Annotated in this window: 22 protein-coding genes; 11 read left to right on the top strand and 11 right to left on the bottom strand. The window is 66.4% G+C overall.

Annotation, left to right across the window (positions count from 1 at the left end):
- Window positions 1–63: 63 nt before the first annotated feature.
- Both dprA and topA read left to right on the top strand, forming a co-directional pair.
- Entirely contained in the window at window positions 64–1149 is a 1086-nt protein-coding gene (gene dprA / locus ACSHZY_RS00110) for a DNA-processing protein DprA (protein WP_435163771.1), read from the top strand.
- Window positions 1150–1199: 50 nt separating this feature from the next.
- On the top strand, window positions 1200–3782 hold the full coding sequence (gene topA, locus ACSHZY_RS00105; RefSeq protein ID WP_435163768.1) for a type I DNA topoisomerase: 2583 nt from the start codon (window positions 1200–1202) through the stop codon (window positions 3780–3782).
- 32 nt (window positions 3783–3814) lie between these two features.
- Here the strand turns inward: topA and choV are convergent, their stop codons facing one another.
- From choV to choX, 3 genes are read right to left on the bottom strand one after another with little or no spacing between them, the layout of a single operon-like run.
- Window positions 3815–4837 carry a choline ABC transporter ATP-binding protein gene (choV, locus tag ACSHZY_RS00100; RefSeq protein ID WP_435163766.1) on the bottom strand — a complete coding sequence of 341 codons (1023 nt, stop codon included), beginning with the start codon at window positions 4835–4837 and terminating at the stop codon, window positions 3815–3817.
- On the bottom strand, window positions 4834–5670 hold the full coding sequence (gene choW / locus ACSHZY_RS00095; RefSeq protein ID WP_435163763.1) for a choline ABC transporter permease subunit: 837 nt from the start codon (window positions 5668–5670) through the stop codon (window positions 4834–4836). The genes choV and choW overlap by 4 nt, the downstream gene beginning before the upstream one ends.
- Before the next feature lie 52 nt (window positions 5671–5722).
- On the bottom strand, window positions 5723–6646 hold the full coding sequence (choX, locus tag ACSHZY_RS00090; protein ID WP_435163759.1) for a choline ABC transporter substrate-binding protein: 924 nt from the start codon (window positions 6644–6646) through the stop codon (window positions 5723–5725).
- 83 nt (window positions 6647–6729) lie between these two features.
- Between choX and betI the strand changes: the two genes are divergently transcribed.
- The 6 genes from betI (at window position 6730) to ACSHZY_RS00060 (ending at window position 11482) form a co-directional block, all read left to right on the top strand.
- Window positions 6730–7314: a choline-binding transcriptional repressor BetI gene (gene betI / locus ACSHZY_RS00085; protein ID WP_435163756.1), complete on the top strand. Its 585-nt coding sequence runs from the start codon at window positions 6730–6732 to the stop codon at window positions 7312–7314.
- Complete coding sequence (gene betB / locus ACSHZY_RS00080) at window positions 7311–8753, top strand: betaine-aldehyde dehydrogenase (protein ID WP_435163753.1); 1443 nt, start codon at window positions 7311–7313, stop codon at window positions 8751–8753. Before betI ends, betB begins: the two co-directional genes overlap by 4 nt.
- On the top strand, window positions 8740–10395 hold the full coding sequence (gene betA, locus ACSHZY_RS00075; RefSeq protein WP_435163750.1) for a choline dehydrogenase: 1656 nt from the start codon (window positions 8740–8742) through the stop codon (window positions 10393–10395). Before betB ends, betA begins: the two co-directional genes overlap by 14 nt.
- Window positions 10396–10513: 118 nt before the next feature.
- Window positions 10514–10660 carry a hypothetical protein gene (locus ACSHZY_RS00070; protein WP_435163747.1) on the top strand — a complete coding sequence of 49 codons (147 nt, stop codon included), beginning with the start codon at window positions 10514–10516 and terminating at the stop codon, window positions 10658–10660.
- Window positions 10661–10706: 46 nt separating this feature from the next.
- A complete protein-coding gene (locus tag ACSHZY_RS00065; protein WP_435163745.1) occupies window positions 10707–11102 on the top strand; it encodes a hypothetical protein in 396 nt (131 codons plus the stop codon).
- 116 nt (window positions 11103–11218) lie between these two features.
- Entirely contained in the window at window positions 11219–11482 is a 264-nt protein-coding gene (locus tag ACSHZY_RS00060) for a hypothetical protein (RefSeq protein WP_435163743.1), read from the top strand.
- Window positions 11483–11513: 31 nt separating this feature from the next.
- Here the strand turns inward: ACSHZY_RS00060 and ACSHZY_RS00055 are convergent, their stop codons facing one another.
- From ACSHZY_RS00055 to ACSHZY_RS00030, 6 genes are all read right to left on the bottom strand, one after another.
- Window positions 11514–12194: a TerB family tellurite resistance protein gene (locus ACSHZY_RS00055; RefSeq protein ID WP_435163740.1), complete on the bottom strand. Its 681-nt coding sequence runs from the start codon at window positions 12192–12194 to the stop codon at window positions 11514–11516.
- Between the two features lie 32 nt (window positions 12195–12226).
- On the bottom strand, window positions 12227–12700 hold the full coding sequence (locus ACSHZY_RS00050) for a GNAT family N-acetyltransferase (protein WP_435163737.1): 474 nt from the start codon (window positions 12698–12700) through the stop codon (window positions 12227–12229).
- Complete coding sequence (locus ACSHZY_RS00045; RefSeq protein WP_435163734.1) at window positions 12697–14238, bottom strand: Ppx/GppA family phosphatase; 1542 nt, start codon at window positions 14236–14238, stop codon at window positions 12697–12699. Before ACSHZY_RS00045 ends, ACSHZY_RS00050 begins: the two co-directional genes overlap by 4 nt.
- Window positions 14239–14280: 42 nt before the next feature.
- The gene (locus ACSHZY_RS00040) at window positions 14281–16467 is read right to left on the bottom strand and encodes an RNA degradosome polyphosphate kinase (protein ID WP_435163731.1); all 2187 of its coding nucleotides are present in this window, start codon (window positions 16465–16467) and stop codon (window positions 14281–14283) included.
- A gap of 87 nt (window positions 16468–16554) precedes the next feature.
- Window positions 16555–17226, bottom strand: a complete 672-nt coding sequence (locus ACSHZY_RS00035; protein ID WP_435163729.1) for an HdaA/DnaA family protein — start codon at window positions 17224–17226, stop codon at window positions 16555–16557.
- Entirely contained in the window at window positions 17223–18299 is a 1077-nt protein-coding gene (locus tag ACSHZY_RS00030) for an AI-2E family transporter (protein ID WP_435163726.1), read from the bottom strand. The genes ACSHZY_RS00035 and ACSHZY_RS00030 overlap by 4 nt, the downstream gene beginning before the upstream one ends.
- A 126-nt stretch (window positions 18300–18425) precedes the next feature.
- Between ACSHZY_RS00030 and proS the strand changes: the two genes are divergently transcribed.
- From proS to ACSHZY_RS00015, 3 genes are read left to right on the top strand one after another with little or no spacing between them, the layout of a single operon-like run.
- Window positions 18426–19763, top strand: coding sequence for a proline--tRNA ligase (gene proS / locus ACSHZY_RS00025; RefSeq protein ID WP_435163723.1), 1338 nt, complete (start codon window positions 18426–18428; stop codon window positions 19761–19763).
- Window positions 19764–19777: 14 nt separating this feature from the next.
- Window positions 19778–21052, top strand: coding sequence for a lipoprotein-releasing ABC transporter permease subunit (locus ACSHZY_RS00020; protein ID WP_435163720.1), 1275 nt, complete (start codon window positions 19778–19780; stop codon window positions 21050–21052).
- Window positions 21045–21725 carry an ABC transporter ATP-binding protein gene (locus ACSHZY_RS00015; protein ID WP_435163717.1) on the top strand — a complete coding sequence of 227 codons (681 nt, stop codon included), beginning with the start codon at window positions 21045–21047 and terminating at the stop codon, window positions 21723–21725. Before ACSHZY_RS00020 ends, ACSHZY_RS00015 begins: the two co-directional genes overlap by 8 nt.
- On the opposite strand, the gene ACSHZY_RS00010 is transcribed toward ACSHZY_RS00015, so the two are convergent.
- Together ACSHZY_RS00010 and ACSHZY_RS00005 are read right to left on the bottom strand one after the other, a co-directional pair.
- Entirely contained in the window at window positions 21722–22441 is a 720-nt protein-coding gene (locus ACSHZY_RS00010; RefSeq protein WP_435163714.1) for a gamma-glutamylcyclotransferase, read from the bottom strand. The two genes, ACSHZY_RS00015 and ACSHZY_RS00010, sit on opposite strands and share 4 nt — an antisense overlap.
- A 68-nt stretch (window positions 22442–22509) precedes the next feature.
- The coding region (locus ACSHZY_RS00005) for an integrase core domain-containing protein (RefSeq protein ID WP_435163711.1) at window positions 22510–23028 on the bottom strand (519 nt) is incomplete at its 5' end.

Genomic DNA, 23028 nt, shown 5'->3' with positions numbered 1-23028 from the left:
GCGCGTTTTGCCCGCTGGATCAAGTTAAGCACGCGTTAACCCTTCATCGGCGACGAAGGCGACATGGACATCGACACCCTTCGCCTGATCCGTTCGCGCCGCGTCGGCGCCGTGACCTTCCACCGGTTGATGGAGGAGCATGGCTCGGCCCGCGCCGCGCTGAACGCGCTGCCCGGCATCGCCCGCGCCTCGGGGGTGGAGACGTACGAGGCTTGCCCCGAGCGTGTCGCGATGGCCGAAATCCGGAAGGGTCAGGCGGCGGGCGCGCGGCTGATCTGCTGGGGGGATGACGATTATCCTATGTCGCTGGCCAGCATCGGCGATGCGCCGCCCGTCCTGTGGGCCAAGGGCGACACGACGCTGCTGGCGCGGCCGATGGTCGCGCTGGTGGGGGCGCGCAACGCCTCCAGTCTTGGGCTGCGGATGGCGCGGAAGCTGGCCTTCTCCCTGGCCGAGGCGGGGCAGGTCGTTGTCTCCGGCCTTGCCCGCGGCATCGACGCCGAGGCGCATGAGGCGGCGCTTCCCGGAACCGTGGCCGTGATGGCAGGGGGGATCGACGTGATCTATCCGACCGAGAACACCGCGCTGGCGGCACGGATCGCCGAACAGGGCTGCCTTTTGACCGAACAGCCGCCGGGGACGGAGCCGCAGGCGCGGCATTTCCCGCTGCGCAACCGCATCGTCTCAGGCCTCGCCCATTCCGTGGTGGTGGTGGAGGCGGCGGCCCGGTCGGGCAGCCTCATCACCGCGCGCGACGCGCTGGACCAGGGGCGGGAGGTGTTCGCCGTGCCGGGCCATCCTTTCGACGCCCGCGCCGCCGGCTGCAACCAGCTGATCCGCGAAGGCGCGACCCTGCTGACGCAGGCGAGCGAACTCTTGGACGCCACCGGCCAGACGGTCATCAACTTCGGCGCGCCAGTCCGCCGGCGGATTCCCGTGCCCCCCGTTTCCAAGCCCGCACCACCCCCCGCCGAGGGGCTGGCGCAGCGCATCCTCGACCTCCTCGGCCCCTCGCCGATGGCGGAGGATCAGCTGATCCGCGACCTTGGCATCAGCGCCGCCGTCCTTGCGCCCGAGCTTCTGGCGCTGGAGCTGGAAGGGGCCGTCGAACGGCAACCGGGTGGGCTGCTGATCCGCACGGCGCATTGACAACCGGGGGCGATCAACCACATTAGGCCCGCTCTCGAAGGGAAATATGCATGGCTGTCGTCGTCGTCGAATCACCTGCCAAGGCCAAGACGATCAACAAGTATCTGGGCTCCGACTATACCGTTCTGGCTTCCTACGGCCATGTGCGGGACCTTCCGCCCAAGGACGGCTCGGTGGACACCGACCACGAATTCGCCATGCTGTGGGAGGTGGCGGCCGACAGCCGCAAGCACGTCAAGGCCATCGCCGACGCGCTGAAGACGGACGACACCCTGATCCTTGCCACCGACCCTGACCGGGAAGGGGAGGCAATTTCCTGGCACCTTCAGGAGGCGCTGGCGTCCTCGCTGAAAAAGGGAAAGACGGTGCGCCGCGTGACGTTCAACGCGATCACCAAGGCCGCCGTGCTGGAAGCGATGGCCAAGCCCCGCGACATCGATGCCCGGCTGGTGGAGGCCTATCTGGCCCGCCGCGCGCTGGACTACCTTGTCGGCTTCAACCTGTCGCCGGTGCTGTGGCGCAAGCTGCCGGGCGCCAAGTCCGCCGGCCGCGTGCAGTCCGTCTGCCTGCGCCTCATCGTCGAACGCGAGATGGAGATCGAGGCCTTCCGCGCCCGCGAATACTGGAGCGTGAAGGCGCAGCTCGTCACCCCCCGCGGGGCGGAGTTCGAGGCACGGCTGACCGTCCTTGGCGGCAAGAAGCTGGACCGCTACGACATCTCCACGGCCGAGGCAGCGGAGCTGGCCGTGCAGGCCGTCATCTCGCGCGACCTGACCGTGCAGTCGGTGGAGGCGAAGCCCGCAACGCGCAACCCGTCTGCACCTTTCATGACATCGACTCTGCAACAGGAAGCCAGCCGCAAGTTCGGCATGGGGGCGAAGGCCTGCATGTCGGCCGCGCAGCGCCTGTACGAGGCGGGGCACATCACCTACATGCGGACCGACGGCATCGACATGGCGCCCGAGGCCGTGATGGCCGCGCGGGACGAGATCAAGCGGCGCTTCGGCGCGGACTATGTGCCCGACAGCCCGCGCATGTACAAGAACAAGGCCAAGAACGCGCAGGAAGCGCACGAGTGCATTCGCCCGACCGAGATGGCCGCGTCGCCTGACGGGCTGCGGCTGGAGGCGGATCAGCGCAAGCTGTACGAGCTGATCTGGAAGCGCACGCTGGCCAGCCAGATGTCCGCCGCGCGGCTGGAGCGGACCACCGTGGACGTGGGCAGCGCCGACGGGCAGGTCACCCTGCGCGCCACTGGGCAGGTCGTGATGTTCGACGGCTTCCTTGCGATCTATGAAGAAGGCCGCGACGACGAGGGGGAGGACGATGGCCGTCTGCCCCAGATCATGCAGGGCGAACCCGCCAAGAAGCAGGGCGTGACCCCCGAACAGCACTTCACCCAGCCGCCGCCCCGCTACACCGAAGCGACGCTGGTCAAGCGGATGGAGGAGCTGGGGATCGGCCGCCCGTCCACCTATGCCTCGGTGCTGACGACGATCCAGGACCGCGAATACGTCCGGAAGGACAAGAACCGCCTGTTCCCCGAGGACAAGGGGCGGCTGGTGACGGCCTTCCTGACCAACTACTTCAAGCGTTACGTCGAATACGACTTCACCGCCGATCTTGAGGCGGAGCTGGACGACGTGTCGGCGGGCGACCGGAACTACAAGGAGGTGCTGGCGCGCTTCTGGCGGGACTTCTCGGCCGCGATCGCGGAGACGGCGGATCTGCGCATCGGCGAGGTTTTGACGACGATCGACGATTTCCTTGCGCCGCATCTTTATCCGCCCCGCGCCGACGGGTCGGACCCGCGGGTGTGCCCGGTCTGCCATGCCGGCCGCCTGCACCTGAAAACCTCGCGCGGGGGTGGGGCGTTCATCGGCTGCGGCAACTATCCCGAATGCCGTTACACGCGCCCCATCTCCGTCGCGGGGGATGAGGAGGCGGCGGGCGAACGCGTGCTGGGCGAGGATCCGGACGGCGTGCCGGTCTGGCTGAAGACCGGCCGTTTCGGACCCTATGTCCAGAAGGGCGAGGCGACGGAGGAGGTGCCGAAGCCACCCCGCGCCAGCCTGCCCAAGGGCTGGTCGCCCGCCGACATGGATCTGGAAAAGGCCCTGCGCCTGCTGAACCTGCCGCGCCCCATCGGCCCGCACCCCGACGATGGCGTGCTGGTGGAGGCGGGGATCGGCCGCTTCGGTCCCTATGTCAAGCACGGGTCAAAATACGCCAACCTGCCCGAAGTGGACGAGGTGTTCGAGATCGGGATGAACCGCGCGGTGGAGGTTCTCGCCTCCAAGGTGGTGCGCGGCCAGCGGGCGGCGGCGGAACCGCTGAAGGTGCTGGGCGATCACCCCGACGGCGGGGTGATGAGCGTGATGGCTGGCCGTTACGGCCCCTACGTGAAGTGGGAAAAGGTCTTCGCGACCCTGCCGAAAGAGATGGAACCCGAATCCGTCACCTTTGAGGACGCGCTGGTTCTGGTGAATGAGAAGGCGTTGAAGGGCGGCAAGAAGAAGGCGGCCCCGAAGAGGGCGGCCACCGCCAAGAAGCCGGCGGCGAAGAAGACCGCCGCGAAGAAGCCGGCGGCCAAGAAAGCCCCGGCCAGGAAGACCGCCAAGACCGAGGAATAAGAAAAAGGGGGGGCCATCGGCCCCCTTTTCGTTCACCCCCGCGGGTTTAGAAGCCGCGCCATCACGCTTTCGGCACGGATCACGCCGATGGGCATCCCACCTTCCGTCACCTGAAGGTGGGAGGTGCCGTCGCGCAGGATCTCCATCACCTGTTTCACGGGTGTTTCCGCCTCCACGCTGCGGGCCCCTGCGGCGACTCCTTCCGTCATCACGTCCCGCGCCTTCAGGACCGACAGCGGGTTCATGTGCGCCACGAACTCCGCCACATAGTCCGAAGCGGGGCTGGCGATGATCTCCCTCGCCGTGCCGCATTGCACGATGCGGCCCCCGTCCATCAGGGCGATGCGGTTGCCGATCTTGAACGCCTCGTCCAGGTCGTGGCTGACGAAGATGATCGTGCGTTTCAGCTTGGCCTGAAGGTCCAGAAGCTCGTCCTGCAGGCGGTTGCGGATCAGCGGGTCGAGGGCGGAGAACGGTTCGTCCATCAACAGGATCGGCGCTTCGGTGACGAAGGCGCGGGCCAGCCCCACGCGCTGCTGCATCCCGCCCGACAGTTCGGCCACCTTGCGGTCGGCCCATTGGGTCAGTCCCACCAGCGCCAGCTGTTCGTCCACCCGGCGGCGGCGTTCGTCGGCCGCCACACCCGCCAGTTCCAGCCCCAGCCCCACGTTTTCGCGCACCGATCGCCACGGCAGCAGGCCGAAGCCCTGGAACACCATGGCGATGCGCGACCGGCGCAGCCGCCGCAGTTCCGCCGCCGGCGCGTGGGTGACGGAGACCATCCGGTCGCCGTCGCTGATCTTTACCTCGCCCCGGATCACGGTGTTCAGGCCGTTCACCCCGCGCAGCAGGGTGGACTTGCCCGACCCCGAGAGACCCATCAGCACCAGGATCTCCCCCTCCTTCACGGTCAGGGAACAGTCGTGGACGCCGAGGATCTGGCCCGTGGCCTCCTGCACCTCGGTCCGGGTGCGGTTCTGGTCCATCAGGGGCAGGGCGCGGTGCGGGTCGTCCCCGAACACGATGGAGACATTGTCGAAAATCACGGCGGTCATGCGCGGGTCACCTTCAGCATGCGGTCGAGGATGATCGCCACCACGACGATGATGATGCCGGATTCAAAGCCCAGTGCGGTGTTGACGGTGTTCAGCGCCCGCACCACCGGCACGCCCAGCCCGTTCGCCCCGACCAGGGCCGCGATGACAACCATGGACAGCGAGAGCATGATGGCCTGCGTCAGGCCGGCCATGATCTGGGGCAGGGCCCAGGGAAGCTCCACCTTGAACAGCCGCTGGCGCCGGGTGGCGCCGAAGCTTTCCGCGGCCTCCAGCAGGGCGGGCGGGGTCGATCCGATGCCCAGCGCCGTCAGCCGGATGGGCGCGGGCAGCACGAAGATGACGGTGGCCAGCAGGCCGGGCACCATGCCCAGCCCGAAGAACACGATGGCCGGGATCAGGTAGACAAAGGTCGGCAGCGTTTGCATCAGGTCCAGCAGCGGGGTAATCGCCTGCAAAAGGCGCGGCCGGTGGGCCGCCGCGATGCCGATGGGCACGCCGATCACCATGGTCGTGGCGCAGGCGAGGATGATCAGCGCGAGGCTTTCGGTCATCGGCTCCCAATACCCCTGGTTCAGGATGAACAGGAAGCCCGTCAGGATCAGCAGGCAGACCTTCCAGTTGCGCTGCAACACCCAGGTCAGCGCCACGAAGGCCGCGATGACGATCAGCGGATGCACCCCCTGCAGGGCCAGAAGCACCCCGTCGATCAGCGTTTCCATGACCGAGGAGATCAGGCCGAAGACCGGTCCGCCATGCGTGTTCAGCCAGTCGAAGGCGTCCTTCGCCCAGCGTCCGACGGGTATCTTGTGGTCTGTGAGCCAGTCGATCATGCAGCTTCCTTGGGGTGTGGCGGCGGGGCGGAGGCGTCCGCCCCGTCGGGAATCAAAGGCCGAGCGCCGTCTTGACGACCGGCAGCGCGGGCGCGCCGTCCAGCGTGGTCACGCCGTCCAGCCACGGATCCAGCGTGTCCGGATGGTCGCCCAGCCATTGCACCACCGCCTTGTCGGCGGCCATGCCTTCGTCCAGGATCAGGCCCATCATCTCGTTTTCCATGGGCAGCGTGAAGACCTGTTGCGACAGGAATTTGGCCACGTTCGGGCACTCGGCCGAAAAGCCCTTGCGCGTGACGGTCTGGACGTGGCCCTCGGTGCCGAAGAAGTCCTGTCCGCCCTGCAGGTAGGTCAGATCGAAGCTGGCGTTCATCGGATGCGGCGCCCAGCCCAGGAAGACCACGGGTTCCTGCCGCGGATAAAGGCGCGACACCTGCGCCAGCATCCCCTGTTCGGAGGATTGCACGATCTCCCACCCTTCCAGCGGCTTGCCGGGTTCGGTCAAGGACAGAAGGTATTCGTTCGCCTCATTCCCCGGCTCGATCCCGTAGATGGTGCGGTTCAACTCGTCCGCGAAGGTGGCCAGATCGTCATAGGAGGCGAGGCCCTTGTCGGCCAGATAGGTCGGGACCGCCAGGTTGTACTGCGTGCCCTGAAGATTGGTCGCCAGCACCTCGATCGTGCCAGCGTCCAGATAAGGCTGGATCGCGGATTGTTGCGACGGCATCCAGTTGCCAAGGAACAGATCGATGTCGCCCTTTTCCAGCGACGCGAAGGTGACCGGAACGCCCAGCACGTCCACCTCCACCTCGTACCCCAAGGCATCAAGGATCTGGCGCGTCAGCGAGGTGGTGGCGGTGATGTCCGTCCAGCCCACGTCGGACATGGAGATGGTGCGGCATTCGCTTTGCGCGAAGGCGGGCGCGGCCATCAGCAGCGCCAGCGACGCGGTCAGAAGGGCGGGGGTGGATGTCATGGCAGTCTCCCTGATATTGTTGTTGATTGACGGATCAATTAAGAAGGCGGCAAACCCCCTGCGGGCGAATGAAAGGAACCGCGATGCCACGGATCGGGATGGAACCTGTGCGCCGGGCCGCGCTTATCCGGGCCACCTTGGAAGAAATCGGCGCGGTTGGCACGCTGGAAGTGACGGTGGCGCAGATCGCGCGGCGGGCGGGCGTGTCGGCGGCGCTGGCGCATCACTATTTCGGCGGGAAGGAGGCGCTGTTCCTGGCGGCGATGCGGTCGGTCCTTGCCCATTACAGCGCGGACGTGCGAGCCGCCCTGCGCGATGTGCGCGATCCGCGGCAGCGTCTGGCGGGGATACTCGAGGCGTCGTTTTCCGACGCCAACTTCCGGACCGAAATCATCGGCGTCTGGCTGAATTTCTACGTGCTGGCGCAGACCGTGCCGGACGCGAAGCGGCTGCTGACGACCTACCAGCGGCGGCTGCATTCCAACCTCGTGTCCTGCCTGCGTCCGCTGGCGGGGGAACGGGCACCGGCCATCGCGGCCAGCGCGGGCGCCCTGATAGATGGGGTCTATCTGCGTCATGCGTTGCGCGATGTCATCCCCGATCCGGCCGCCAGCGTCAACATGGTGTTTGTTCTGATCGAATCCGAAATCAAGGGAGAGGCGCGATGAAAGCCCAACCACAGGCCAGCCATTTCATCGGGGGCGCATGGGTGGAGGACACCGCCGGACGCCCCTTCGACGTGATCTTTCCCGCCACGGGCGAGGTGATCGCCCGCCTGCACGAGGCGACGCCCGCGATCATCGACCGTGCGCTGGCCTCGGCCAAGGCGGCGCAGGGGGCGTGGGCGGCGCTGCGCCCCGTGGAACGCGGCCGCGTCCTGCGCCGGGCCGCCGACATCATCCGAGACCGCAACGCCAACCTGTCGGTGCTGGAGGTTCTGGACACCGGCAAACCCATCCAGGAAACCGAGGTGGCGGACTGGCCCTCGGGCGCCGACGCGCTGGAATACTTCGCGGGCCTCGCCCCCACCGTGACGGGGGAAACCGTGCCTCTGGGGACGGACTTCGCCTATTCCCTTCGTGAACCGCTGGGCGTTTGCGTGGGGATCGGCGCGTGGAACTATCCCAGCCAGATCGCCTGCTGGAAGGCCGCGCCCGCACTCGCCATGGGCAACGCGATGGTGTTCAAACCGTCCGAGGTGACGCCGCTGGGCGCCCTTCAACTGGCTGCGATCCTGATCGAGGCGGGGGCGCCCCCCGGCCTCTTCAACGTGGTGCAGGGCTTTGGCGGGGTGGGGGCGGCGCTAGTGACCGATCCGCGCGTGGCGAAGGTGTCGCTGACGGGATCTGTCCCCACGGGGCGCAAGGTCTACGCCGCGGCGGCGGACGGCATCCGCCATGTCACGATGGAACTGGGCGGCAAGTCACCCCTGATCGTGTTCGCGGATGCCGACATCGATTCGGCGGTGGGCGCGGCGATGCTGGGGAACTTCTACTCCTCGGGCCAGATCTGTTCGAACGGCACGCGGGTCTTCGTGCATCGCAGCATCAAGGATGTGTTCCTAGAGCGCCTGAAAGCCCGGTCCGAAGCGATCGTGATGGGCGACCCGCTGGATCCGGCGACCCAGATGGGCCCGCTGGTCAGCGCCGCGCAGGCCGAAAAGGTCCGCGCTTATGTCGGCAAGGCCGTGGCCGAAGGGGCGCGGCTGGTGACGGGCGGCGCGGGGCAGGGGATGTTCGTGCCGCCCACCGTCTTCGCCGACGTGACCGACAGGATGACCCTGGCCTGCGAGGAGGTGTTCGGCCCCGTGATGGCCGTCCTTGATTTCGAGGAGGAGGCCGAGGTCATCGCCCGCGCCAACGCGACGGAGTTCGGGCTGGCCGCCGGCGTCTTCACCGCCGACCTTGCCCGCGGCCACCGCGTCGTGGGCCAGCTTCAGGCGGGCACCTGCTGGATCAACGCCTACAACCTGACGCCGGTCGAATCGTCCTTCGGCGGCGTGAAGATGTCGGGCGTGGGGCGCGAGAACGGCAAGGCCGCGATCGACCATTACACCCAGCTGAAATCCGTCTACGTGGGCATGGGGCCGGTCGATGCGCCCTTCTGATTACGTCATCGTCGGCGCGGGCAGCGCCGGCTGCGCCCTGGCCTACCGGCTGGCCGAGGCGGGCAAGACCGTCACCGTCATCGAACATGGCGGATCGGACTGGGGCCCGTTCATCCAGATGCCGGGGGCGCTGTCCTTTCCGATGAACATGCCCCGCTATGACTGGGGCCTGAAATCGCAGCCGGAGCCGCATCTGAACGGGCGGCAACTGGTGACACCGCGCGGCAAGGTCATCGGGGGGTCCTCGTCCATCAACGGGATGGTCTATGTGCGGGGCCACGCGCGGGACTTCGACCACTGGGCGGATGCGGGGGCGGAGGAGTGGTCCTTTGCCGACGTTCTTCCCTATTTCCGCCGGATGGAAACCTGGCACGGTCCCAATCCCGACGGCAGCGACTGGCGCGGCGACCGCGGTCCCCTGCACGTGACGCGCGGACCCCGCCGCAACCCGCTGTTCAACGCCTTCATCGCGGCGGGGGAGGAGGCGGGTTATCCCCTGACGCAGGATTACAACGGCAAGCAGCAGGAAGGCTTCGGCCCGATGGAGGCGACGATCTGGAAGGGTCGCCGCTGGTCCGCCGCCAACGCCTATCTGCGTCCGGCCCTGCGCACGGGCCGCGTGATCCTGCTGCGCGCCTTTGCCCAGCGGGTGATTCTGGAAGGAACCCGCGCCGTGGGGGTGGAGGTGCGCCGCAAGAACCGCGTGCAGGTGATCCGCGCGGGGCAGGAGGTCATCCTCTGCGCCTCCTCCCTCAACACCCCGAAGCTGCTGATGCTGTCGGGAATCGGCGAGGGCGGGCATCTGTCCCAGCATGGCATCCCCGTCGTGGCCGACCGGCCGGGCGTGGGCGCGAATCTGCAGGACCATCTGGAAGTCTACATGCAGTTCGCGGCGTTGCAGCCGAACACGCTGTTCCGCTACTGGAACCTGCCCGGCAAGATGCGGGTCGGGTTGCAGTGGATCTCGCTCCACACCGGGCTTGGCGCCTCAAACCAATTCGAGGCCTGCGGCTTCATCCGGTCGCGGGCGGGGATCGAGTATCCGGACATCCAGTATCACTTCCTGCCGCTGGCCGTGCGCTATGACGGAAAGGCTGCGGCGGAAGGTCACGGTTTCCAGGTGCATGTGGGGCCGATGCGGTCGAAATCGCGCGGCCGCGTGACGCTGGCTTCGGCCGATCCGGCGGCCGATCCGGTGATCCGCTTCAACTACATGTCCCACCCGGATGATTGGGCAGAGTTCCGGTCCTGCATCCGCCTGACGCGCGAGGTGTTCGCCCAACCCGCCATGGCCCCCCATGTGAAGCACGAGATCCAGCCGGGATCCGCCGTGCAAAGCGACGCCGAGATCGACGCCTTCATCCGCGAACATGCCGAAAGCGCCTATCACCCCTGCGGCACGGCGCGCATGGGGCGGGCGGACGACCCGCTGGCCGTCGTCGATCCCGAAGGCCGCGTCATCGGCGTGGACGGCCTGCGCGTGGCCGACAGCTCCATCTTCCCGCGCATCACGAACGGGAACCTGAACGGCCCTTCCATCATGGTGGGGGAAAAGATCGCCGATCACATCCTGAGTCGCCGCCTGCCGCCCAAGGGTGCCGAGCCGTGGATGCACCCCGACTGGCAGGTGCGGCAACGGTGACCTCAATTTTCGGTGTGCAAAGTCTTGCCGTTGCATTAGCTTTGCATCGTCACGGCCCTACGTAACCGTGTCACGGAGAAGGGGATGGTCCCCGACCCGCTTTCTTTAGGAGTTCACTATGTCGCTGACCGCCCGCATCACCTGTGTCGTCTTCGTCGCTGCTCTGGCTGCCGCTTGCGCCCCCAAGCGTGAAGAAGTCGTCGTGACCCAGCCCGCACCGGCTGCCGTGACGACCGAGCCGACCTATACCAACAAGTGGCAATAATTTCGCGGGGCGGGGCTTGTCCCCGCCCGCTTTTTTCTGGACGAAAATGCAAAAACATCGCGGGTTCCCGGGCCGCCTGACGGGGACCGACCACCAATTCGTCATCCGGCGCGCGTCAAAGGATGGCCCCACGAAAATCATCCGTCGCGAACGCTACCGCGACCGCAAGAACATTGACCGCGCGGCGGACGAGGCGTTCATGGCGGCGCTTTGGGCCCATTTCGGCGAAGAACCCTTCGAACGCGGCAATCTGGACGCGGGACGCCTGTCCTGGCTGTTCGGGCGCGAGGTGGTTCCGGCCGAGGATCCGTTCGACCCCCAAAGCTACGACGCCCTGCTGCGCATCGATGCCGCCAAGGCCGAAGCCGCGTTTCCGGCCGTCTTTGCGGCCGACGCGCCCCCCGTCGCCTTCGATGAGGATGACGACGACTGGGACGAATGACGCGCATGTTCGGCGCCGAAATGCCGACCGTGGCCCTGAACACGCAATTGCGTCTTTTCCCTGCCACAGGTTCGGTTATCCTGCTACGATAAGAATTCCATGAGGAGGGCCGAAGAATGGCTAAAACGAAACTTCTGATCTTGGCAGCCGTGGTGGCGACGGGCACGATCGCCGGGTGCAGCCAGCCGTACAGCAACAGCGGCTACGGCGGCAGCTACGGCACCTCCCCGGTGAACAACGCGGCGGTCCGCACGCTGGGCGGTGCTGCGGCAGGGGCCGTGATCGCGGACGCGACCGGCGGTGGCAAGACCAAGGGCGCCCTGATCGGCGCGCTGGCCGGTGGCGGTTCCTGCATGGTTCCGGGCCAGAACTGCAACTGATCGGAAATGGGCCGCCCTCGAGCGGCCCTTTTCATGCGGCCTGATGGGCGTTGATTTCGTCCCAAGCCCGGTTGATGTGGATCAACCGCTCCTCGGCCAGCTTGATGGCCTCGGCCGGCACCCCGCGAGAGATCAGCCGGTCCGGATGGTTGTCCCGCACGGCCTTTTTCCACGCGTTGCGGATCTGGTCCATCGGCGCGTTCGTGTCGACGCCCAGCACGTCATAGGGATCGCAATTGCCTGCGACGAAACGGTTGCGCAAGACGCGGAAGCAGCGGTCGCCCACGTCGAAGATGCGCGCCACGTCCCGCAGGAACTGGTCCTCCGCGTCCGAGTAGTTGCCGTCGGCGGTGGCGATCTGGAACAGACCTTCCAGAACGTCGATCAGCGTGTCGCAATTGTCACGGAACATCTCGGCAATCGTGCGGGCATAAGATTCAAAGCCGGCCACGTCCTGACGCGCGAGGTTGAAGACGCGCGCGGCGTTCTGCTCCTCCCCCTCGGGCAGGGCGAAGATGCGGCGGAAGGCGGCGACCTCACGGCGCGTGACCTCGCCATCGGCCTTGGCCATCTTGGCCCCCAGACCGATCACGGCGATGGTGAAGGCGACGGACCGTTCGGGGGGCGTGCGCAGACGGGCGAACACCATCGACAGGGATTCGCCATGAGCGAGAGCCGCAAGGGCGGCTGAAATGCGGGACCATATGGACATGAAGGGCAATATAGCCCGAACCGGCGGCCGTGTCAGAGGAATTTCTGCATCAGCACGAGATCGAGCCATTCGCCCCATTTGAAACCCGACTGCGGCACCACGGCGACCGTATCGTAGCCGCAGGCCTTGTGAAAGGCGATGCCGTCGGTGTTGCGTCCGCTGACGCCCGCGATCATCGAATGTGCCCCGCCGGCACGTGCGTGATCCTCGATCCCGGTCATCAGTTGGCGGCCGAAACCGCGCCCCTTGGCGATGGGCAGCAGCGCGATCGTGTTTTCCATCGTGAAGCGATAGCCGGAATTGGCCCGGAACTGGCCATAGGTCGCAAACCCCACCACCCTGCCGTCCAGTTCCGCGACCAGCAGCAGCGGGCGGGTGCGGATGGCCTCCTCCACCTCCGCCTCCGTTTTCAGGATCTCGGAAAAGTTGGCGGTGGAGTCTGTGATCATCGTGTCCCAGACGGCACGAAGGGCCTGCGCATCGTCCAGCGTGGCGGGGCGGATCATGGGGCCTTCACCTCCGCCGTCGCGCCAAGGGAATTTGCAAGCGACCGGAAGCGGGCCTGCGCCACCTCGCCGAACAGGGGCTCGCCCTTCGCGCTCAGATGCAGGGCCAGAACACGCTTCTTCGGCTTCCACGACAGGCGGCCCGCCTGCGTCAGGTCGTCCATCGCGAACATGGCGCCAAAGCGCATGGCCTTGCCCAGCACCTCCGCCTCGCGGATCTCGTCCTCGCTCAGCAGGGGGAACAGGTGGTCGAAGCGGGTGCCGGAGCGGTTGTTCTTGTAGCGGTGCAGCAGGGCCAGCCCCAGGAAGACCCGCCCCGGATGATCCAGCCCGCCCAGATTGGCACGGGTGGCGTTGTCAAAGCACATCTCGGCCCGGAAATCGGGATGGGCGCGCCACGTCGTGTCGTGCAGCAGGCACGCGGCCTTGATCAGGCGCTGGCGTTCCGCCGGCACCTCTTCGAACAAGGGCAGCAGGAACTGGTAGAGCGTCTTGCCAAAGCCGGGAATGCGGGCCGAGGACAGTTCGGCCGCCCGCGCCGCCTCGATCAGCGGATCCCGTTCGCGCAGGCGTTGGGGCATGGCCTCGTAGAGCAGCCCCTCGCGGATGCCGTAGGAGGAGATGTCGATCTCCGAAGGTTCGAACATCGCGATCAGCTCGCGCAGAACCTCGGAAGCCAGCGGCACCAGTTCCATCCGCTCGGCCGAGGTGCCGGTGGCGGCGCGCAGGGCCTGCGGGTCCGAGGCGGCGATCCAGTCCAGCGTGTCCAGCACGTCCTTCGGCTGCATCCGGTATTCGTGCAGAACGGTCAGCGGATATTTCCGCCGTTCCATGTCCAGCCGGGCGATGACGCGCCACGATCCGCCCACAAGGAAGATCCGGTCGCGATGGGGCTGAAGCAGGTCTTTGAGGGGCTTCAGCACCTTGTGGATGTGCGCGCGCCGTTCCTTGGCGCCGCCAGCCACCTGCTGCATCCGGAAGGGGCCAAGCGGCGTCGTGCCGCGCAGGCCTACCTCTCCGCCACCGATCCGCGCCAGTTCCATGGAGTTGCCGCCGATGTCGCAAACGATGCCCTGCGCGTCCGGCCAGCCCAGCAGCACCCCCTGCGAGGACAGCCGCGCCTCCTGATCGCCGTCGATGACGGTTAGCTTCAGGCCGGTCAGCGCCTCCACCTCCTTCTGGAACTGGGGGCCGTCCTCGGCCTCGCGCACGGCCGCGGTGGCGACGACGGTCATATCCTTGATGCCCATGCCGCGGGCCAGCGCCGCAAAGCGGTTCAGCGCCGCCAGCGCGCGTTCCCGCCCCGACGGGTTCAGGCGGTTCGTTTCCGCAAGGCCAAGGCCCAAGCCGCACATGACCTTTTCATTGAAGAAATAGGCCGGGCTGCGGGCGGCTCCGTCGAACACCACCATCCGGACCGAGTTCGATCCCACATCCACAACGCCCACCCGCCGCAGGGCGCGCACCGACGGATCATCGAACAGCGGGCGCCCGAACAGCGCGGCGTCTTCGGCCCTTGAAGCGGTCACTCGGGTCATCGTGGTCTTCCTTGCGCGTTGAACAGGGGTCGGAAGCGGATCTCACTCACCGACGCGGCCTTCGTCGAAGCTGTGCGTCAGGCGGGGCACATCCTTGTCACCCGCCGTGCCCCGTCCTGACAAGGACGGATTTTCCATGAAGAAGCGGTGGCAGGAAAACGCCTTGTCCCCCGCATCGGCCCGAAGATAGCGGCCATGCCCGTCCATCACCCAGCTTTGCGCCTCGTCCGCCATGTTGGCGGCCATGATCTGGTCGGTGATCTGGGCCTTCACGGTGGGGTTCTTCGCTTCCACCAGCGTTTCCACGCGACGGTTCAGGTTGCGCCCCATCCAGTCGGCCGAGGAGAAGAACACCCGCGCCTTCTTTGACGGCAGGCCGTGGCCGTTGCCGAAACAGACGATGCGGCTGTGTTCCAGGAACCGCCCGACGATGGACTTCACGCGGATGTTTTCCGACATGCCCTTCACGCCGGGACGCAGCCCGCAGATGCCCCGGATGATCAGGCTGATCTTCACGCCTGCCTGTCCGGCCGCATACAGCGCGTCGATCACCTCCGGCTCCACGAGGGAGTTCATCTTGGCCCAGATCGCGGCGGGACGCCCCTTGCGGGCGTGCTCGGCCTCGGCCGCGATCATCTCCAGCAGGCGCGGCTTCAGCCCGGTGGGAGAGATGGCGAGGTTCTCCAGCCCTTCGGGCTGCACATAGCCCGACAGGTAGTTGAAGACCTTCTGCGCGTCCCGCCCCAGCGCCGGATCGCAGGTGAAGAAGGACAGGTCGGTGTAGATCCGCGCCGTGATCGGGTGGTAGTTGCCCGTTCCGTAATGGGTGTAGGTGACCAGCTGGTCCCCTTCGCGCCGCACGACCGTGCTGATCTTCGCGTGGGTCTTGTACTTCATGAAGCCGTAAACGACATGCGCCCCCGCCCGTTCCAGCCGGCGGGACTGGCGGATGTTCGCGGCCTCGTCGAAGCGGGCCTTCAGTTCCACCAGCGCGGTCACGGATTTGCCGGCCTCCGCCGCCTCGCACAAGGCCGCCACGATCGGGCTGTCGGTGGAGGTGCGGTACAGCGTCTGCTTGATCGCCAGCACGTCGGGATCGTTCGCCGCCTGTTGCAGGAAGCGGATCACCATGTCGAAGGTTTCATAAGGGTGATGCAGCAGCATGTCCTTCTGGCGGATCGCCGCGAACATGTCGCCTTCGAAATCCTGCACCCGTTCGGGCACGCGCGGCGTGAAGCGCGGCCACAAAAGGTCGGGACGCGAGGACAGGACCAGTTCCTTCAGGTCCGACAGGCCGATCAGGCCCCGCGCCTCCACGATCTCGTCGTCCGACACGTCGAGTTCGTCCTTGATGGTGGCGAACAGATCCTCGGGCGCGCCGGCGCTGATGGACAGGCGGATCACGTCGCCGCGGCGGCGGCGTTTCAGCGCGGTCTCGAACTCCCGCACCAGATCCTCGGCCTCCTCCTCCACCTCAAGATCGCTGTCGCGCAACACGCGGAAGGTGCAGTGGCCGTGGTCGGTATAACCGGGGAACAGCCGGTGCAGGTGCAGCAGCAGCAACTCCTCCAGCGGCAGGACACGGGTTTCGCCCGGACGGCCCGGCAGGTGGACAAAGCGCGCGACCTGCTGGGGAATCGGCAGCAGCGCCTGAAGGCGGCGACGGTCGGCCGTGCGTTCCAGTTGCAGACCAAGGCAGAAGCCGGTGTTCGGGATGAACGGGAAGGGGTGGGCCGGGTCGATGGCCAAGGGCGACAGCACCGGGAAGACGTTCGCCAGGAAATGCGCTTCCAGATGGGCAAGGTCGCGCTTTGTCAGCTTCGACCGCGTCATCAGGCGGATGCCCTGCGTTTCCATCTGGCGGCGCAGGCGGTTCCACACGGCCTGCTGCTTGCGCATCAGGGCGCGGGCGTCGGCGTTGATCAGGGTCAACTGCTCCACCGGCGAACGTCCGTCTTCGGACAGGCCGGGTTTGGCCCGGCGGGCCAGTGCACGAAGGCCAGCCACGCGCACCGTATAGAACTCGTCCAGGTTGGTGTCGGAGATGGACAGGAAGCGCAGCCGTTCCAGCAGGGGCACGGCGGGGTTTGACGCCTCGTCCAGAACACGCCAGTTGAAGGCGAGCCAGCTCAGTTCCCGGTTCACGAAACGGCGTTGCCCCATTGTTTCCACACGCGGCAACGCAATGGCGGGGGGAAAGTCGGAAAGAAGAAAATCAGCGTTCGTCATGAGCTTGGAGATATAACTGGCACATGCGCCTGTCTCGTGAAGCTTTTGTAACAATAGTTTCGCAAGTCTGTCATGTCATTGTTACACTTAAATGCTGACCAGTACATCCATCGCCATCTGGCGCGTGACGGGCCGCTGTTCGGCCAGGGATCGGGCGTCCAGCGCCGCGACCAGCGTGCGGGCGGTGCCAAGGTCTCGGTCCATGCGGGACATCAGCCACGACACCAGCGCGGGCGGCACCGTGATCTGGCGATCCGCGAACAGCTTCACCAGAACGGCCGACAGCAGACTGTCATCGGGCGCGTCCAAGCGGGCCACGGGCGCCGCCAGCATCCGGCTTTTCACGTCCGGAAGGTGCAGCCCCCAGTCGCGCGGCGGGATGGACGCGGTCAGAAGGAACGGCCGCTGCCGTTCGGCGAGCAGGTTGTGCAGGTGGAACAGCGCGGCCTCCGCCTCGTCATCGCCGGCCAGCGTGTCCGCGTCTTCCAGCACGACGGCGCTTTCTTCGGCCAGCAGCGCAAGGTCCGCGCCGGGCAGGGCGCCGCAATCCACCAGCACCGCATCCGCGTCCGACGCCCAGACATGCGCCAGATGCGTCTTGCCCGCGCCGTGCGGCCCCACGAGGATCATCTTGTTCTGCGGCCAGTCGCGCCAGCCGTCCAGACTGGCCACCGCCAGGGCGTTGGCCGGCGATACGAACAGATCCGCCCGTCCCAGCGCGGGACGGGCCGGCAGGTCGAACGCAAGCTGGCGTATCACCCCTGGTTTTCCTGCACCGGTTGATCGTCGCCGTGATACAGGCGGCTGGCCTTGTATTGCGCAAGTCCGAAGCGGGCCAGCACGCCAATGGCGGCGGCGACCGGCACGGCCACCAGCATGCCCACGAACCCGAACAGCGCCCCGAAGGCCGACAGCGCGAACAACAGCCACACCGGATGCAGCCCGACCGAGCTTCCGACAAGGCGTGGCGTCAGGATGTTGCCTTCCACGAACTGCCCCGACTGGAAGATCGCCCAGATGATGACGATCTGCCACCAGTCGCCCCAGAACTGGAACAGCGCCAGCCCGATGGCCAGTCCCCCTCCCACCAGCGCACCCACGTAAGGGATGAAGGTCAGGAACCCCGCGATGGCGCCCACGATGGCGCCGAAGTTCAGCCCCGCCGCCATCAGGGCGAAGGCGTAATAAACGCCGAGGATCAGGCACACCACGGTCTGACCGCGCACGAAGCCCGCCAGCGTGCGGTCGATCTCGCGCGCAAGTTCGCGGACGGTGGGGGCGTGCTCCAGCGGCAGCAGGGCGTTCACCTTGGCCACCATCTTGTCCCAGTCCAGCAGCATGTAGAAGGTCACGACCGGCACCACGACGATGAACACCACCGCGTTGATCACCGAGTAGAACGAGGTGATGAGCGTGTTCGCCATCTGCCCGCCCCGTTCCTGGATCGCGCGTCCCAGCGAATCGAGCGTCTGGCGGATGGTGGAGGTTTCATCGTTGAGGTCGGGGAAGCGATCCATCAGGAACGCCTGCAACTGCGTGAAGATGGTGGGGGCCACGTTGATCAGCTGCGTCAGCTGGTTCACCAGCGTAGGGATGACAGCCAGGATCAGCAGCACGAAGATCAGCACCGCGAGGATCGCGATGACGGCCGTCGACAACGCGCGGCTGAGCCCCAGCTTTTCCAGCCGGTCGGCCAGCGGATCAAGGAAATAGGCGATGGCCCCGCCCACGAGGAAAGGCAGGATCACATCCCCGAGGAACCACATCACCACCAGGAACACGACTGCGGCGATGCCCCACCATTTGGCCTGATTGAGTTCGGTCAGTTGCATCGTGCCCCCTTGGTGCTGGCCAATCCATGGCCCAACCGGCCGGTTCACGCAAGGGCAAGCGCGGGGCGCTTGCCCCCGCAGGGCCAAGGCCCTAAACCCCTTGCAACCGTATCTTATGAGGCATTCATGCGCCTGAGCCGTTATTTCCTGCCCGTCCTGAAGGAAAACCCCTCCGAGGCGCAGATCGTCTCGCACCGCTACATGCTGCGGGCCGGGATGATCAAGCAGCAGTCGGCCGGCATCTATTCCTGGCTGCCGCTGGGCTTCAAGATCCTGAAGCGGATCGAGCAGATCGTCCACGAGGAGCAGATCCGCGCGGGCCACATTCCCCTGCTGATGCCCACGCTGCAATCGGCCGACCTGTGGCGCGAATCCGGCCGCTACGACGATTACGGGCAGGAAATGCTGCGCATCAAGGACCGTCAGGGCCGCGAGATGCTGTACGGCCCCACGAACGAGGAGATGATCACCGACATCTTCCGGTCCCACGTGAACAGCTACAAGGACCTGCCGCTGACCCTGTACCAGGTGCAGTGGAAGTTCCGCGACGAGATGCGGCCCCGCTTCGGCGTGATGCGCGGGCGCGAGTTCCTGATGAAGGACGGCTACAGCTTCGACATCGACCGCGACGCGGCGCTGCACGCCTACAACCGCCACATGGTCGCTTATCTGCGCACCTATGAACGCATGGGCCTGACGGCGATCCCGATGCGCGCGGCCTCCGGCCCCATCGGCGGCGACAACACGCACGAATTCCTGGTGCTGGCCGAAACCGGCGAAAGCGAGGTCTTCTATGACAGCGCCGTCACCGACCTGAAGCTGGGTGCGCGCGACGTGGACATGGACGACCGTGCCGCCGTGGCCGCCGTGTGCGAGGAGTTCACGACCCTTTACGCCCGCACCGACGAGACGCATGACGAGACGCTGTTCGCCGAAGTGTCCGAGGACCGCCGCCGCGTGGCTCGCGGGATCGAGGTGGGGCAGATCTTCTATTTCGGCACCAAGTATTCCGAAGCGATGGGCGCCAACGTCGTCACCGCCGACGGCAGCCGCGTCCCGGTGGAGATGGGCAGCCACGGCATCGGCGTGTCCCGCCTGCTGGGCGCCATCATCGAGGCGAACCACGACGACAAGGGCATCATCTGGCCCGAAGGCGTGACGCCGTTCCATGCGGGCATCGTGAACCTGAAGCAGGGCGACGCCTCCACCGACAGCGCCTGCAACGCGCTTTATTCCGCGCTGGTCGCCCAAGGGCTGGAGCCGCTGTATGACGACCGCGACGAACGCGCGGGCGCCAAGTTCGCGACGATGGACCTGATCGGCCTGCCGTGGCGCATCACGGTCGGCCCGCGCGGTCTCGCCAATGGTAAGGTGGAGTTGACCTCGCGCCGCACGGGTGAGAGCGAGGAACTGTCGATGGAAGCGGTGGTGGATCGCCTGACCCAGATCTACGCCGCCATCTGACAAGGAAGAACGCCATGGCGACCAGACCCTTCGCGGGCTTCGAATGGATGATCGCCTGGCGCTATCTGCGCGCCAAGCGGGCCGAAGGCGGCGTGTCCGTCATGACGTGGATCAGCCTGATCGGCATCACGCTGGCCGTCTTCGCGCTGATCGCGACGCTGTCGGTGCGCGCGGGCTTTCGCACTGAATTCGTGGACACGATCCTGGGCGCCAACGCCCATGTGAACGTCTATTCTGCGGGGCAGGTGAACGAACAGGGCGAGGTGATCCGCGGCTTTTCCGATTACGACGCCTTGTCCCAGCGCATCGCGGGGGTGGAGGGCGTGACCCGCGCGGCACCCTTGGTGAAGGGGCAGGTCATGGCGTCGGCCAACGACGTGTCGGGCTTGGGCGACGTCTACGGCATCCGGCTGGAGGATCTGAAGGCGATCCCCCGCGTCGGTTCGGGGGGCGAGGGCAACGTGGACGATCTGGACCGCGGCATCGCCATCGGGGCCCAGATGGCGCGCGACATGGGCGTTTCCGTGGGCGACCGCCTCCGCCTGACCAGCGCCAACGGCGTACGCACGGCCTTCGGCACCAGCCCCCGCGTGAACGCCTACGAGGTGGTCTACATCTTCAGTGCCGGGCGCTATGACATCGACAAGACCCGCGTCTACCTGCCCTTCGCCGAGGCGCAGAGCTTCTTCAACCGCGAAGGCCTTGCCGACGAGATCGAAGTGATGGTGCAGGATCCCGAACAGGTGGACCGCTACCTGCCCGCGCTGTCCGACGCCATCGGGCCCGAAGGGTTGCTCTGGACGTGGCGCGACAGTTCCGGCAGCTTCCTGCGCGCGCTGGACGTGGAGGACAACGTGATGTTCGTCATCCTCTCCGTCCTCGTGCTGATCGCGACGATGAACATCGTGTCGGGCCTGATCATGCTGGTGAAGAACAAGGGCCGCGACATCGGCATCCTGCGCACGATGGGCCTGACCGAAGGGTCGATCCTGCGGGTGTTCTTCATCTGCGGGGCGGGGACGGGGATCGTGGGCACGCTGATGGGCGTGATCCTCGGCTGCCTCTTCGCGGTCTACATCGATCCGATCTTCAGCCTTGTGAACTACGTGTCGGGCGGCGGTGTCTGGGATCCGGAGATCCGGGGCATCTACCATCTTCCGGCCAAGCTGCAACTGTCGGACGTGCTGTCCGCCGTGTCACTGTCGCTGGGCCTGTCCTTCATCATCACCATCTTCCCGGCCCGCCGCGCCGCCCGCATGAACCCGGTGGAGGCCCTGCGCTATGAATGACATGCTGGTTCTGGACGGCTTGCGGAAGGGCTACAACCAAGGCAAGCCGAACGCGATCACCGTGCTGGACGGGGCCGATTTGACCGTCGCCGCGGGCGAGGTCGTGGCGCTGGTCGCCCCTTCGGGCGCGGGAAAATCCACGCTTCTGCACATCGCGGGCCTTCTGGACACGCCCGACCAGGGGCGCGTCGTCATCGGTGGCACCGACTATGCCGGCAGAAGCGACCGCGCCCGGACCGAAGCACGGCGGCGCGAAGTGGGCTTCATCTACCAGTTCCACCACTTGCTGCCCGAATTCACGGCGGCTGAGAACATCATCCTGCCGCAACTGGCCAGCGGCATCTCCCGCAAGGACGCCGAGGCGCGGGCCACCGAACTGCTGGGCCATGTCGGCATCGGCCACCGGGGCGATCACCGTCCCGCCGCCATGTCGGGCGGGGAACAGCAGCGCGTGGCCTTCTGCCGCGCGCTGGCCAACCGGCCGCGCCTGCTGCTGGCGGACGAACCGACGGGCAACCTCGATCCCGGAACCTCGGACAAGGTGTTCGCGGCGCTGATGTCGCTGGTGCGCGAAACCGGCCTGTCGGCGCTGATCGCCACGCACAACCTGGACCTCGCTGCGCGGATGGACCGCATGGTGCGGATGGACGCGGGCCGCCTGACCGCGATCTAGGTGTCAGGCACGATCGTGCCCTGACCCGTGGGCCAGCGCGTGATCTCGGTCGCCGTCAGATGTTCCAGATGCGCGAGGTTGCGGTCGCGCAGCCCGTATTCCTCCAGCTTGCGGACAGTGTTGTGCAGGTATTGCGCGCCCGACCCGCCATGGCCGCAGGCATGGGCCAGACGCCAGGCCTGAACCTCGGGCGGCAAGGACACCACCATCGGCCCTTTCGGCCCGGCCCAGAAGGTCAGGGCACGTTCGATCCCACGCTCCGTCTTCACGGTCACCCAGCGGACATTCTCCACCAGTTCCTTCGCCACCAGCTCGCGCTTCAGCAGGGCGCGCAGGGCCTCGGCCTCGTGCCCCTCGGCGATCTCCATGATCAGGCCGGTGGCAGAACCGCCGCGTTCCAGCGCCATCATCAGGCCGGGACAGTCGGGGCTGCCGCGCCATTGCAGGATTTCCAGACAGAAGGAACGGTGCCATCCATGGGCCACGGCCTTTCGGATCGGGCCAACCGCAAATCCGGGATTCCAGATCAGGCTGCCATAGGCGAAGATGGGGATCGGCCCTTCATGCCCGCGGATTAGGTCGGCCGCCAGACGGTCGTAGTCGTCCTCGGTCAGCAGGGTCCAGCCCGGCGGCGTGCCCGGATCGGGTACGTGGCGCAGGGTGCGTTGAACGGCGGCGTCGGTAAGGGTCAGGCGCTTGCTATTTTTCGGAATCATGATCTTTACCTAAGCATCATCGTACCGGAGGCCAAATGGATCATGTAGATGCCTGTAAGCAGGCGCACCTAGGTGTTCAGTCCCGGCATCTGGTGGATCGGGTTTAGGATGAATCTGTCTGGCTCGGATGTCCAGATCTTGCAGATGTATTCGTAGGGCGTGAGGCCGCCGGGGGTCTTGAGCCTGCGCGCGAAGTTGTAGGCCGCCATGACGGCGGAGAGATGAATGCGAAGCTGATTGTGGTCGTCGGAATGGAAGCGTTCGAGGGTCGCGTCCTTGATTGTGCGGTTCATCCGCTCCACTTGGCCATCCGTCCGAGGGGGCTTCACGTCTGTCAGCCTGTGCTCGATTTCCTGCTTCCTGCACACGCGGTCGAAGATGTGCTCGAAGGCACTTATGTCGCAGCTTCGATTTGTGAATTGGACGCCGTTGTCGGTCAGCACCGTGTGCAGTCGGTAGGGAACGGCAGCGATCAGATCACGCAAGAACCGGGCGGCCGCCATCTTCCCCGCCTTGTCGACGGGCTGGGTCACGGCGAACTCGCTCGTGCGGTCGATGCCGACGAACAGGTACAGCGTGTCTTCAGC

This window comes from Falsirhodobacter sp. 1013 (assembly GCF_051195255.1).
GTDB lineage: Bacteria > Pseudomonadota > Alphaproteobacteria > Rhodobacterales > Rhodobacteraceae > Falsirhodobacter.
Note: the sequence above shows the minus strand (reverse complement) of the source record. Positions and strands in the feature narration are given on the sequence as shown.

Coding starts and splice junctions, on each gene's coding strand:
- dprA (WP_435163771.1), top strand. CDS start 64: ATGGACATCGACACCCTTCGCCTGATCCGTTCGCGCCGCGTCGGCGCC.
- topA (WP_435163768.1), top strand. CDS start 1,200: ATGGCTGTCGTCGTCGTCGAATCACCTGCCAAGGCCAAGACGATCAAC.
- choV (WP_435163766.1), bottom strand. CDS start 4,837: ATGACCGCCGTGATTTTCGACAATGTCTCCATCGTGTTCGGGGACGAC.
- choW (WP_435163763.1), bottom strand. CDS start 5,670: ATGATCGACTGGCTCACAGACCACAAGATACCCGTCGGACGCTGGGCG.
- choX (WP_435163759.1), bottom strand. CDS start 6,646: ATGACATCCACCCCCGCCCTTCTGACCGCGTCGCTGGCGCTGCTGATG.
- betI (WP_435163756.1), top strand. CDS start 6,730: ATGCCACGGATCGGGATGGAACCTGTGCGCCGGGCCGCGCTTATCCGG.
- betB (WP_435163753.1), top strand. CDS start 7,311: ATGAAAGCCCAACCACAGGCCAGCCATTTCATCGGGGGCGCATGGGTG.
- betA (WP_435163750.1), top strand. CDS start 8,740: ATGCGCCCTTCTGATTACGTCATCGTCGGCGCGGGCAGCGCCGGCTGC.
- ACSHZY_RS00070 (WP_435163747.1), top strand. CDS start 10,514: ATGTCGCTGACCGCCCGCATCACCTGTGTCGTCTTCGTCGCTGCTCTG.
- ACSHZY_RS00065 (WP_435163745.1), top strand. CDS start 10,707: ATGCAAAAACATCGCGGGTTCCCGGGCCGCCTGACGGGGACCGACCAC.
- ACSHZY_RS00060 (WP_435163743.1), top strand. CDS start 11,219: ATGGCTAAAACGAAACTTCTGATCTTGGCAGCCGTGGTGGCGACGGGC.
- ACSHZY_RS00055 (WP_435163740.1), bottom strand. CDS start 12,194: ATGTCCATATGGTCCCGCATTTCAGCCGCCCTTGCGGCTCTCGCTCAT.
- ACSHZY_RS00050 (WP_435163737.1), bottom strand. CDS start 12,700: ATGATCCGCCCCGCCACGCTGGACGATGCGCAGGCCCTTCGTGCCGTC.
- ACSHZY_RS00045 (WP_435163734.1), bottom strand. CDS start 14,238: ATGACCCGAGTGACCGCTTCAAGGGCCGAAGACGCCGCGCTGTTCGGG.
- ACSHZY_RS00040 (WP_435163731.1), bottom strand. CDS start 16,467: ATGACGAACGCTGATTTTCTTCTTTCCGACTTTCCCCCCGCCATTGCG.
- ACSHZY_RS00030 (WP_435163726.1), bottom strand. CDS start 18,299: ATGCAACTGACCGAACTCAATCAGGCCAAATGGTGGGGCATCGCCGCA.
- proS (WP_435163723.1), top strand. CDS start 18,426: ATGCGCCTGAGCCGTTATTTCCTGCCCGTCCTGAAGGAAAACCCCTCC.
- ACSHZY_RS00020 (WP_435163720.1), top strand. CDS start 19,778: ATGGCGACCAGACCCTTCGCGGGCTTCGAATGGATGATCGCCTGGCGC.
- ACSHZY_RS00015 (WP_435163717.1), top strand. CDS start 21,045: ATGAATGACATGCTGGTTCTGGACGGCTTGCGGAAGGGCTACAACCAA.
- ACSHZY_RS00010 (WP_435163714.1), bottom strand. CDS start 22,441: ATGATTCCGAAAAATAGCAAGCGCCTGACCCTTACCGACGCCGCCGTT.